The sequence below is a fragment of the Roseivivax sp. CAU 1753 genome, from assembly GCF_054482575.1.
On record NZ_JBTLRF010000002.1, the window covers coordinates 119,815 to 132,077 of the forward strand.

6 protein-coding genes are annotated in these 12,263 nt (G+C 67.4%); 2 read left to right on the top strand and 4 right to left on the bottom strand.

From position 1 onward, the window contains the following. Positions 1 to 3 precede the first annotated feature (3 nt). Positions 4 to 5,409, bottom strand: coding sequence for an alpha-2-macroglobulin family protein (locus ACXYMN_RS05475; protein WP_459012487.1), 5,406 nt, complete (start codon positions 5,407 to 5,409; stop codon positions 4 to 6). Between the two features lie 140 nt (positions 5,410 to 5,549). On the opposite strand from ACXYMN_RS05475, the gene ACXYMN_RS05480 reads away from it, so the two are divergent. Continuing rightward, positions 5,550 to 8,099 carry an ATP-binding protein gene (locus tag ACXYMN_RS05480; RefSeq protein ID WP_459012488.1) on the top strand — a complete coding sequence of 850 codons (2,550 nt, stop codon included), beginning with the start codon at positions 5,550 to 5,552 and terminating at the stop codon, positions 8,097 to 8,099. A gap of 9 nt (positions 8,100 to 8,108) precedes the next feature. On the opposite strand, the gene yaaA is transcribed toward ACXYMN_RS05480, so the two are convergent. The 3 genes from yaaA to ACXYMN_RS05495 all read right to left on the bottom strand — a co-directional run bounded on the left by yaaA (position 8,109) and on the right by ACXYMN_RS05495 (position 11,495). Beyond that, positions 8,109 to 8,891, bottom strand: a complete 783-nt coding sequence (gene yaaA / locus ACXYMN_RS05485; protein WP_459012489.1) for a peroxide stress protein YaaA — start codon at positions 8,889 to 8,891, stop codon at positions 8,109 to 8,111. A gap of 71 nt (positions 8,892 to 8,962) precedes the next feature. Continuing rightward, complete coding sequence (gene recQ, locus ACXYMN_RS05490) at positions 8,963 to 11,017, bottom strand: DNA helicase RecQ (RefSeq protein ID WP_459012490.1); 2,055 nt, start codon at positions 11,015 to 11,017, stop codon at positions 8,963 to 8,965. Positions 11,018 to 11,204: 187 nt separating this feature from the next. After that, on the bottom strand, positions 11,205 to 11,495 hold the full coding sequence (locus tag ACXYMN_RS05495; RefSeq protein WP_459012491.1) for a YggT family protein: 291 nt from the start codon (positions 11,493 to 11,495) through the stop codon (positions 11,205 to 11,207). Positions 11,496 to 11,625: 130 nt separating this feature from the next. Between ACXYMN_RS05495 and ACXYMN_RS05500 the strand changes: the two genes are divergently transcribed. Then, entirely contained in the window at positions 11,626 to 12,159 is a 534-nt protein-coding gene (locus ACXYMN_RS05500) for an acyl-CoA thioesterase (protein ID WP_459012492.1), read from the top strand. Positions 12,160 to 12,263 lie beyond the last annotated feature (104 nt).

The following is a 12,263-nucleotide window of genomic DNA, read 5'->3' on the forward strand; positions in this document are numbered from 1 at the left end:
GCTCTACTCTGTCACGGCCATGCGGCCCGTTGCGGTCGCCGCGCGATATTCCGGGCGGTACATGTCCTCGACCAGGGCGGCGGGGTGGTGGTACGTGCCGGGTGACACCGCGCGCACGATATAGGCAAGGCGGAAGGTTTCTGTGCCCTCCCAGTCGACGGCGGCGATGAAGCGGTCGGTGCGGAACTCGGCGGTTTCGGTCTCGGCGGTCTCGAGCCAGTCGAGCGCCGAAATATCGCCCGCACGCAACAGTGACGGGTTGTCGATCTCGAACCCGGCGGGCAACGGATCGTCAAGGATGAGCCGCGCGGCGGTCGCCTCGGCGGGCCGCACCGTCAGCACAGTCACCAGCCTGTCGCCCTGTGCGACGGTGCCGGAATGCGGCGTGCCGTCGAGCCTGAAATAGGCGCGGTCCAGCGCATAGCCGTAGCCACCTGCCGCAGGGGGCGTTTCGGGCACGCCCAGGGTGGTCAGCGTCAGCAGGGTCTCGCGCTCGGTCTCGATCCGCTGGGGCGGCAGGCCGGGCGACAGTCGACGGACATAGGGCCCGGTGACCGGCGCGCCATCGACACGCAGACCCGACGCGGCGGGATCGGCGACCAGCGCCATTGCCGCCGCCAGTGTCCAGGCGCTTTCCTGCGTCGACAGCGCGCGACCGGGGGTGCCGAGCCGTGATGCCAGCGGGGCCATGTCCAGCGCCGTGCTGCCCGAGGCCTGCGCCAGCGTCACCAGGGCTGCGGCATCGCGCAGGGTCGAGCCGTAGTCCGACCGGTATCCGCGCGACATGTCGGCAGCGGCCAGCCTGTCCGCCGCCAGCCCGAACATCCGGTCGGCCCGCCGCTGATCGCCATAAGCCGCCAGCGCCGCGCCCAGCTGTGCCTGCGCCGTCGCGGTCGAGAAGGCGGTGCCCTTTTCGTCGGCGTAATAGCGCAGATCGCCCATGGCCGCGCGGCCTTCCTGCGCCAGCACGTAAAGCGCATAGGCGATGTCGCCGCCACCGGTGTCGAAGTCGGGCGCATAGGAAACCCGGTTCGCAAGGTTGTCGAGCGCCGATGCGAAGGCCCGGTCGGGGACCGCATGCCCATCGCGGCGCGCCCGGGACAGCACGTCGGTGGCATAGGCATCGAGCCAGCCATCGCCCGAGCCCGCGCGCCACAGGCCGAAGGCCCCGTTCGGCGCTTGCCGGGCAAGGATCGTGGCAATGCCCGCGTCGATCTTGGCAGGCAACCCGGCGGGCGGGACAAGCCCCAGGCTTTCGGCCACCGGCCCCAGCGACAAAAGCGGCATGACCTGCGAGGCCACCTGCTCGGTGCAGCCGTAAGGATACCGATCGAGACTGCGCAGAAGCCCCGGCACGTCGAACCGCGCGAAGGGCCCGGCAGAGACCAGAACCTCGGGCGCGCCCGTGTAGCCCGCGAACAGCGCATCATCGAGGGTGAAGGTATCGCCCGCGCCCAGCGTGATGCGCCGGGTTTCGGAAGTGACGGGATCGTTCCGGCGCACGCCCAGGGCCAGCGTTTTGGTCAGGCGCGTGCCATCCGGGGTGGTCAGCGTGATGGAAAGGTCGTGATCGCCGACATCCCTTGCAGTCAGCGGCAGGCGCACCCGAGCGGTTTCGTTCTGTCCCAGCGTGATCGCAGCGGGCAGGGACTCCAGCCCAACCGTCACGCCCCGCGACGAAATCTCGAGCGTCACGTCGCCGACAGGTCCGGTCGCGTGGGTCAGCTCCAGCGACAGCCGCGAGGTATCGCCGGGTGCCAGAAAGCGCGGCATCGCCGCCTGCATCACCACGGGATCGCGGATCAGCACGGTATCTTCGGCGGAACCAACGGCGGTCGCGGTCCAGACCAGCGCCATCAGCCGCACTTCGCCGTTGAAGGCGGGCAGATCGAGGGTGACCTCTGCGCGGCCCGTCTCGTCCAGCGTCAGCGGCCCCTCGAAAAAGGCCAGCAGCGCCTCTGTCGGTGGCGGGCTTTGCATGTCCATCCGGCCCATCGCATCCCCGCCCGAGCGGACCCGCCCCATGGCACCGTTCTGGCCATCGATGAGCCGACCGTAAAGATCGCGCATCTCGACACCCAGGCGGCGCTGTCCGAAGTAATGCGCCGCGGGGTCCGGGGTGGCAAAGGCGGTCAGGTTCAGAATGCCCTGATCGACCGCGGCCAGGGTGACATAGGCCGGGCCAGCGCCGACATCGGGCACTGTGATGGCAACGTCGAGCGGGCCGCGCGGCATGGCCTCGGGCGCGGCCTCGATGGTCACGTCCAGCACCCGTGTTCCGGGGTCGATAGCGGCATGGGCCAGGCCCAGCGACCGCGTCGGGTTGCGACCTTCGGCGGTGTCGAGCGGGGTCAGCAGTTCGGCGGTGACATAGGCCCCGGTGCCCCAGTCGTCGGTGACGGGCAGGTCGATGACCGACGCAGCCGCGCCGACCTCATGGGCCGACATCGCGATCACCCGGTCGGTCAGGACCGACACCAGAACCCGGCCCCCGGCGCGTGGCACAAGACGCAGTTGCGCGGTGTCGCCGGGCGCATAGCTGTCCCGGTCGAGCGACAGTTCCAGCATGTCGGGCGTCTCGACTGCCCCGGCGGGCGCGTACCAGCCCGCGTTCATCGTGACCGACGAGGTCACGTAGCTGCCGTCGGTGCGTTCGACCACCAGTTCGTAGCGGCCCCAGTCCAGCGGGGCGGTGATCCGCGCGAGGTCCTCCCCGAGGGTCAGCGCGCCCCCGGCGATGCGGCTGCGGGTGGTGATCGGCTCCCAGTTCCAGTTGCCGTAGAGCGCATACCACTGGTAGCGGGTTTCGACCCGGTTGAGGGTCCATTCGACCTGCATCGCGGTAGGTGCCAGATCGGGCGCAAAGCCCTGCACGAGGAATTCCGCCTCTGTGCCCTCGGGCACGGTGCCCTCGAACAGCGGGCGGATGCCGATGACGTCATTCGCGGGTGTCACCGCACGGGTGATGCGCCGTTCGACGGGGCGCGCGGCCCCGTCGAGGACGCGCAGAATCGCCTCTGCCCGGTGCGGGCGGTCCGATAATTCCGGCGCGGGCAGTGGCAGGACGATTTGCGCACGGCCTTGGGCATCGGTGCGCAGGCCTTCGGGCAGGATTTCGGTGGTTGTCGCGGTATCGGCGTCGTGACGACCGAAACGGTAGCCCGGCGCGCTGTCGATGGTGGTCTGCGCGCTGAGCCGCACCTCGCCTTCCAGCGCCAGATCGGCCCCGGGTGCGCCGAACAGGTAATCGACCTGAACCGACAGCTGTGGCGGTGCCGCCGGGTCGATCGGCCCTTCCGGCAGCGTAAGCGCCATATCGACCCGCTCGGGCACGAAATCCTCGACCAGCACCGGGGTCGTGGCCAGTGCGGGCGCGTCAGGGTCCGCATGGACCGCCACCTGCCAGGTCCCGCGCGGCACTGCGGGGGCCAGCGGAAAGGCCAGCACATGACCGCCCGCCTGCCCATCGGTCGAGATCTGGCGCGCGTGTTCGACCCCGTCGGGCCGGGTCAGGGTCGCGGTCAGGGGAACGCCGTCAATGGCGGCGGCGCGGGCGTCGCGCAGAAGGGCGGTCACGTGAATGACCTCTCCGGCGCGGTAGGCGCCGCGCTCCGTGGTCAGAAAGACGTCCATCGGCCCCGGGGCTTCGCGCCCGGCAACGCCCCGGTCCGACAGATCGAAGGCCGGACCGTCAAGCGACAGGAACGCCATGTCGTCGCCGGTCTGGGCCACCAGAAGCGCCGGGGCGCTGGCTCCGGCGCCCCGGGTCAGACCGGCAGGGAACGTCGCGATGCCGCGCGCGTCGGTCGTCATCTGGTCCAGTTCGCGGTTCGACGTGGCCACCAGCGACAGGTCGAGCCCGTCCAGCGGCGTCGCATCCGACAGGCGGCGCGCCACCACGGTCAGCCCGTCCGACCCCCATAGCGTCGTCAGGCCGATATCGGAGAGTACGAACCACTGCATCGCGGTGGGGTCGTCATATGGGTCCGACCCGGGTACGCGGGCGGCCAGCGCATAGATTCCCGGGGCGCGGTCGCCCAGCGCCTCTGCCAGCGGAATCCGCGTCAGCACATCGGTATTCAGCGTCGATGCGATCTCGACCTGGCCTTGCCAGATGGTCTCGGCCAGGGTGGCGGTCAGGTCTTCCTCTTCCCAGGCTGAGAGGGGCCGGGCAAAGAGGTTCTGTTGCAGGCTGCGCAGGATCGAGCGGTCGCTGACCTGGCGCAGGGTCAGGTCGACTATGTCGGTATTGACCGTCTCGACCGGCAGACCCGCACCCTCGGTGCGCGGCAGCACATAGGCCCGCCCCGGAAACCGGACGCTTGGCGCGCGGTCGCGCACGTACAGCGTCACCGCCGTATCGCGCACCAGTGCCTCGCCCGACGCGGCGGGCAGGCCTTCACGGAAGACCACGCGATACCGTTCGCCGTGCGTGACGCCCGAAATGCACAGGCTGCGCTCGGACGCCTCGACCGCGAGGCGCGCATCAGGCAACTGCACGAAAGGGGTGTAATCCTGCCCCGCCTGCACCAGCGGTTCGGTGAACTCGGCGCAGATTCGCGGGGCGGTGCTGTCGCTTTCGACGCGGGAATCGGCAACCCGGAAGCCGTATTTCCCGATCATCTCGTCCAGAAGCGCGACGATGTCGTCGCGCGGCGACAGCGTTTCGGCAAGGCGCAGGGCAGGGATGGCAAGGCGTCCGTCGCCGGTTTCCTCGAGGCTGCGCGCGAGGCTCAGCAGGCTTGCGGCACGCAACGGATCGGGCCCGGCGCGCAGATAGGCGTTGATCGCCGCGTTTCGCGCCTCGTTGTGAAACCGCCGCGCAGCGCCGGTATTGCTGCGTCGTGCGGCAGCGTCGGCAAGCTCGGCCAGATCCAGCCAGAGCGCGGCATCGTCATCCTGCGCCACGGCGGCAGCGGTCCAGTTGATCGCGGCTTCAAGGTTGCCCCGGGCCTCCGCGTCTTCGGCGGCCTGCAACAGCGCAGCGACGCTCCATTGCCCGCCCCGATACCGCAGGCCCAGAGCGCGCGCCTGATCGGCGGCGGCCCCGAGGTCGCCGGATCGCAGAAACGCAAGATCGGCGGCGCGGGTCGCTGCACGGTCCAACACGCTTGTCGGTGTGTTGACCACCAGGCCAGAGATCGCGCCCTCGTAGGCGACGCGCGCGGTCTCTCCGGTTTTGGGAAAACAGGCGCGGGACCGGGCGTTGAAGGTGAAGGCATTGCAGGCCGGATCGTTCAGGCAGACCCGTTCGCAGGCCTCCAGCGTGGTGTCGAACAGGCTTTGCAGATCGCCGCCGGGGAAATCGACGTCATTGATGACGATGCTGCGCCGCTGGGGCACCTCCGAGACAGCGAGCGTGGGCATGAAAAGCAGGGCCGCAAGTCCCGCAGCAAGAATGGCACGCATGGCATCGCTCCTCTATCCGGAATGGCCCGATTGTGACATGCCGCAGCCGAATCCGCCACGGATTCGATCACAACCTGCCAATGTTAAGCACTTTTTCAGAGCTTGCCGCCCAGATAGCGGCACGAGGGGAAGGAGCTGACATGACGCTGAGCCATGCGCTCACTGCAGAACGGCGGGCGCGCCTGGCGGCTGAAAAGTTGCTCGCGCAGAAGCACAAGGAGCTGATGGCGGCCAATCGAAAGCTTGGCCTGCACACGCGCGAACTGGCGCAGGAAGTGTACGAGGCGCGCGCGCAGGTGGCCTCGATGCGCAGCGAACATGCGCGCGTCGCGACCGAACTGGACCACGCGGTGCAGAAGATCGAAGTGGTCGAATCGCACCTCTGGCAGGCGCTCGAGGCGATCCGCGACGGCTTTGCGCTGTTCAATCCCGAAGGCGCGCTCGAGATCGCCAACTCGGCCTATCTGTCGGTCTATGACGGGCTGAACGATGTCGGCCCGGGCACGCATTACCGCGACCTGATCACCGTCGCCGCCGAAGAGGGGCTTGTCGATATCGGCGACGAACCCATTGCCGACTGGACGCGGCGGATGGAGGCGAGTTTCACCGCGCAGACCTCGAAGCCGCAGATGCTGCGGCTATGGGATGGCCGGTTCATCCAGGTCCAGAACCGGCGCACCAGCGACGACGGCATCGTCAGCCTCGTGGTGGACATGACGGAATTGATGCGCATGTGGTCGGCGGTGCAGGAATTGCCCGACGGGTTCGTGCTGTACGATCCCGAAGACCGGATGGTGATGTGCAATGACAAGTATCGCAGCATCTACGCCAAGTCCGCGGCGGCAATGGTGCCCGGTGCCACGTTCGAGGAAATCCTGCGTTACGGGCTGCGCAACCGGCAGTACCTGGATGCGGTCGGCCGCGAAGAGGAATGGCTGGCAGAGCGGATGGCCAACCACCGCAAGGCCGAGATCGTGCTCGAGCAACCGCTCGACGATGGCCGCTGGTTGCGCATCTTCGAGCGGCGTATCTCTGACGGGTCGCGGGTGGGTCTGCGGGTCGACATCACCGATCTGAAGAACACGCAGGCCAACCTTGAAACCGCGATCCAGCGCGCCGAGGCCGCGAACCGCGCGAAATCCGCATTCCTTGCCAACATGAGCCACGAGATCCGCACGCCGATGAACGGTGTGGTCAGCATGAGCGAACTGCTGATGACGACCGGGCTGGACGACGAACAGCGACTCTACGCCGAAACCATCCAGAATTCCGGCGAGGCGCTTCTGGTGGTCATCAACGATCTGCTGGACTTCTCGAAGATCGAGGCGGATCGCGTCGTGATCGCGGACGAACCATTCGATCTGGAATGCCTGGTGCACGATCTGGTGACGCTGGTGCAGGGATCGGCCCGCGAAAAGGGGCTGTCGCTGCTGGTGGACTACGACATTTTCCTGCCCAGTCGGTTTTCCGGCGACGCCAACCGCCTGCGGCAGGTGTTCACCAACCTGATCGGCAACGCGATCAAGTTCACCGACAATGGCCAGATCCTGATCCGCATCATCGGGCTGGGCGAGGACGACGGGCGCATCACCCTCAACATCACGGTGGAGGATACCGGCATCGGCATTCCGCCCGCCAAGACAGAGCATATCTTCGGCGTCTTCAACCAGGTCGAGGAAGAGCGCGACCGCGCCTTCGAGGGGACCGGTCTGGGCCTGGCGATCACCAAGCGCCTGGTCGAATTGATGGGGGGTGAAATCTGGGTCGATTCCACCCCCGGCGAGGGGTCGTGCTTCGGCTTCCGGGTGGTGCTGGGCAAGGCGCCCGAACCGGATGGCGACGAACGTCTGTCTTTCAAGGCGATCTCGCGGGTCCTGGTGGCCGATCCGCATGCGGGATCGCGCGCGATCCTTGCCCGTCAGCTGGGCCAGTCCGGGATCGCGGCGATCATGGCGGCCTCCGCCGAAGAGGCTTCGGCGGCGCGGTCGCAGGATTGGCAGGTCGCGATCCTGGCCGATGACATGGGCGGGGTGTCCGGGTCGTCTTTGGCGGCGCAATGGCGCGCCAAGGGCGAAAAGCGCGGTATCATCCTGTCTGTCACCCTGCCCGATCAGGAACGCGCGACGCTTGAATCGGGTGTGGTGCAGGCAGTGCTGAAACGCCCCGCCCCCCGCGCCACGCTTTACGCTGCGCTGGCCCGGATCAGCCCGATCGTGGCACCGGATGCGCCGACAGTGGCGAAGGCCGCGAAACCGAAGGCCATTGCAGCGCCCGCAGAGACCCCGGACCTGCCGTTAATCGACATGCTGCTGGCCGAGGACAACAAGACCAATCAACTGGTCTTTTCGAAGATGGTGGGGGACCTGCCCGTGCGCCTGCGCATCGCCGAAAACGGGCGGGAAGCGCTGGACGAGATTGCCGCCCGCCGTCCCGACCTTGTCTTCATGGACATCTCGATGCCCGGAATGGACGGCAAAGAGGCAACGCGTCGCCTGCGCGCGGAAGAGGCCAGGACCGGTGCCGCCCGATTGCCGGTCATCGCGGTCACGGCCCATGCCATGACCGGGGACCGCGAAGCGATCCTTGCCGAAGGGCTGGACGATTTCGTCACCAAACCGGTGCGAAAGGCGGCCATCCGCGCGGCGATCGAGGCGGCTTTGCCCGGCCGGTTGCCGGTCCCCGCGGGCTGAAATTCCGCCTCAGGCCGCCGCGGCGGCATCCGCCCGACGGACAAAGGCAGGGGTGTCGGGGCCGGACAGGTCGGGTCTGTATGCGTAGCCGCCCAGGTCGAAATCGCTCAGCGCGTCGGGGTCGGTCAACCGGTTCTGCACCACGAACCGCGCCATCGCACCGCGCGCCTTCTTGGCATAAAAGCTCACGATCCTCGGGGTGCCGTTCTTGTCTTCCATGAATTGCGGCGTGACGATCCGCAGGCCCAGCGCCTTTTCCGGAACCGCGCCGAAATATTCCTGGCTGGCGCAGTTGATTAAAACGTTGGTTCCCAGGGCCTGCGCCTGGCTGTGCAGGTTTTTGGCGATCTGAGTGCCCCAATAGGCATAGAGCGAGGCCCCGCGCCGGGTCTTCAGCCGCGACCCCATTTCGAGCCGGTAGGCCTGGATCGCATCGAGGGGCCGCAGCACGCCGTACAATCCCGACAGGATGCGCAGGTGATCCTGCGCCCATGCCATCTCGTCGGCATCGAGCGTTGCGGCCTCGAGCCCCTGGTAGGTGTCGCCCGCAAAGGCCAGCGCGGCGGGGCGCAGGGCATCGGGCGCGGGCGTATCGGAAAAGTCCCGAAAGCGGTCGCGGTTCAGCCTGGCCAGATCGTCGGACAGGTCCATCAGCCCCTTGAGATCGCGCAATGTCAGGTTTCGCATGGTCCGTGCCAGCCGCCGAGCGTCGTCATCGAAAACCGGCGTCGTGGCGGTCACGTCCCGCGCGCTCCAGTCAAGCCGTTTGGCCGGCGATATGACGATCAACATGGGTCGGGTCCTTCTGGCTTCGGTGGTTGCCCTTATCTAGGTCGCGGTGCCGCCCGGGAAAAGCCGCGACATCACGCGGGGTTTCGCAATACGTCCAGAAAGGCCGCGCCAAAGCGGTCCTGCCGCCGCGCGTCGAGGTAGCGGGCCAGGGCCGCGTCGCTGGCGGGCCTGGCCTCGGCGATCCGGGCCAGTTGCGACGCCGAGCAGGTCAGCGGCTTTTCGGTGCCGTCCGGCCCCCGCGCCAACGCGACCTGCGCGGCAAGAAGGCGATCATAAAGCGTGCCGGACGACTTGCCCGCCAGCTTGCGCCGCGCCGGATGCAGCGCCTCTGCCTCACCCGCGATCACCGAAAGGAAATCGTGGCCGTAGCGGTCCAGTTTCTTGGCCCCGACGCCCGAAATTCCTGCCATGTCGTCCAGTGTCCGGGGCCGCGTCTCGGCCATCTCGATCAGCGTGCGGTCGTTGAAGATGACATAGGCCGGGACCGACGCCGCCTCGGCCAGTGCCCGGCGCTTGGCCTTGAGCGCGGACAGAAGCGGGGCGTCCTCGTCATTGACCAGTGCCTTGGGCTGCGCGCGGGCCGCCTTTCGGTCGACCACGTCGCGGCGCAGGCGGATGCTTTCCGCACCTTTCAGGATCGGCAGCGCGCGGTCGGTCATCACCAGCGCGCCGTGACGTTCCGGGTCCGGGCGCATCAGGTCGAAGCCCATGATCTGCCGGAACACGCCCTGCCACTGGCTTTGACCCAGATCCTTGCCGACGCCGTAGGTGGGCAGTTGGTCATGGCCGCGGGTCCGGACCTTTTCGGTATCGTTGCCACGCAGGATGTCGATCAGGTGCCCGGCGCCGAAATTCTCGCCGGTGCGCAGCGCGGCGGACAGCGCCTTGCGAACCGCCTCGGTGCCGTCGAACGTTTCGGGGGGGCTGTCGCACAGGTCGCAATGCTTGCAGGGCTCGGCCACGGTCTCGCCGAAATATCCCAGCAGCGTCTCGCGGCGACAGGTCTGGGCCTCGGCCAGCCCCAACAGCGCATTGAGCCGCCCATGATCGGCCACACGCCGTTCGGGCGGGGCGAGGCCTTCGTCGATCTGCGACCGGCGCAGGCGAATATCGTCGGCCCCATAAAGCGTCAGCGTCTCGGCAGGGCTCCCATCGCGCCCGGCGCGTCCGATTTCCTGGTAATAGGCCTCGATGCTTTTGGGCAGGTCCGCATGCGCGACCCAGCGAATGTCGGGTTTGTCGACCCCCATGCCGAAGGCGACCGTCGCGACCACGATCAGCCCGTCCTCGGTGGCGAATGCCTCTTCGACCACGCGGCGGTCTTCAGGGGCCATGCCGCCGTGATAGCAGCGCGCCGAATGGCCGTCGGCGCGCAGGGCCTGCGCCAGCGTTTCGGTCTTGGCGCGGGTGCCGCAATAAACGATGCCGGATTGCCCCTTGCGGGCGGCGGCGAAGGTCAGGATCTGCTTGCGCGGGCTGTCTTTCGGCGCAAAGGCCAGATGGATGTTGGGGCGATCGAAGCCGCGCAGGAACACCTGCGGCGCGCTGTCGTGGAACAGCCGATCGATGATCTCGGCGCGGGTTTCCTCGTCCGCGGTGGCGGTGAAGGCGGCGACCGGGACGTCCAGTTCTGCGCGCAACGCGCCGATGCGCAGGTAATCGGGGCGGAAATCGTGGCCCCACTGGCTGACGCAATGCGCTTCGTCCACGGCGATGAGGGTCACATGCGCATCGTTCAGCAGACGCGCGGTGCCGCCCGAGGCGAGCCGCTCCGGCGCAAGATACAGCAGTTTGAGATTACCCGCCCGAAGTGCGTCATAGACAGCATCGTTTTCCTCGGGGGTATTGCCAGAGGTCAGCGCCCCGGCTGCCACGCCAGCCTCGCGCAGGCCGCGGACTTGATCGCGCATCAACGCGATGAGCGGCGAAATGACGACGGTCAGGCCGGGGCGGATCAATGCGGGCAACTGGAAGCACAGCGATTTGCCGCCGCCCGTGGGCATGATCGCCAACACATCCGCACCGTTGGCAACGGCATCGACGATCTCGCCCTGACCGGGGCGAAAGGCATCGTACCCAAAGACATCGCGCAGCAGCGTGTCCGCGTCGGTAAGATCGCGAGGCATGGGGGTTGACCCTGTTTTGTCTAGATCTGCTCTGAGCGGAAGAGTCTCATACTAAGAATAGACGGACAAGGGTTAACCTGAGTGATGCATGTCAATGGCGGGCGGGTGCAATCCGTGGCCCCGCATCAGGTGCGGGGCAGGGCGCGCCGCGTCCGGCGGGGTGCGTTTGCCAGACGCGAGCCGCAGCCTAGCCGTAGAACAGCCCGGCGTTGTTCGCCAGCACGATCCGCAGCGCATAGATCGCGACAAGGGCCACCAGCGGCGCCAGATCGAGCCCACCCATCTGCGGCAGGATCTGCCGGATGCGCGAATAGGCCGGTTCCAGAAGCCGGTTCAGCCCGTCCCAGATCTGCGCGACCAGCGGCTGGCGGAGGTTCAGCACCTGGAAATTGATCAGCCAGCTCATGATCACATGGGCGATGATGAAGAACCAAACGATGTCGAGCAGCAGCATCAGGATCTGGAAAAGCGATTGCATGGGCAGCGGGTCCTTCGTGGTCAATGCGGTGTCAGACCTAAGCACCGAACCACCCAAGGGCAAGTGCCGCCGCGTTCGCGCTTGACCTTCTTCGGGGCGCGCTTCATCCCGCCCGCAAAGGAGCCTTGCCATGTATCCCTTCGCGCGCCTGTTCAAGGAAATCTGGGTCCACCGCAAGGCGGCACCACTTGCGGTCGGCGAGGATCACGTCTCGCACCACATGTGCTGGCCCTGGGATCTCGATATGTGGTGGGAGTTGAACAACGGGCGCACCCTGACGCTGTATGACCTGGGTCGCATTCCGCTGGCCGCGCGCGGCGGGCTGATCCCGGCCATGCGCACGCACAAGTGGGGGCTGACGGTGGCGGGCTCCTCGGTGCGATATCGTCGCCGCATCCGGATGTTCGATCGGATCGAGATGCGGTCGCGGATCGTTACCTGGGACGCCAGGTTCATGTATATCGAACAGTCCATGTGGAAGTCGAACGGCGACTGCGCCAGCCATGCGCTTTACCGGACCGCCGTCACCGACCGCAACGGCATCGTGCCGCCGTCGCGGGTTGCCGAGGCGCTGGGCATCGCGGCCGCGCCGCCGGAGATGCCCGCCTGGATCGCGGCCTGGTCCAGTGCCGAGGATCAGCGCCCCTGGCCGCCGATGTCCTGAGGTCGCCCGGACGGCAACAGACCACGCAAAACCCCCGCTGCCGCAAACCGCCCCTTGCCTTGCGGTGTCTTGCAGCGTTTCATCCCGCACTGGGATGGGGACGG

Bases quoted from the DNA above. Each gene is read 5' to 3' on its own strand.
- yaaA (WP_459012489.1), bottom strand. From the start codon at position 8,891: ATGTTGATCGTCATATCGCCGGCCAAACGGCTTGACTGGAGCGCGCGG.
- recQ (WP_459012490.1), bottom strand. From the start codon at position 11,017: ATGCCTCGCGATCTTACCGACGCGGACACGCTGCTGCGCGATGTCTTT.
- ACXYMN_RS05495 (WP_459012491.1), bottom strand. From the start codon at position 11,495: ATGCAATCGCTTTTCCAGATCCTGATGCTGCTGCTCGACATCGTTTGG.
- ACXYMN_RS05500 (WP_459012492.1), top strand. From the start codon at position 11,626: ATGTATCCCTTCGCGCGCCTGTTCAAGGAAATCTGGGTCCACCGCAAG.
- ACXYMN_RS05475 (WP_459012487.1), bottom strand. From the start codon at position 5,409: ATGCGTGCCATTCTTGCTGCGGGACTTGCGGCCCTGCTTTTCATGCCC.
- ACXYMN_RS05480 (WP_459012488.1), top strand. From the start codon at position 5,550: ATGACGCTGAGCCATGCGCTCACTGCAGAACGGCGGGCGCGCCTGGCG.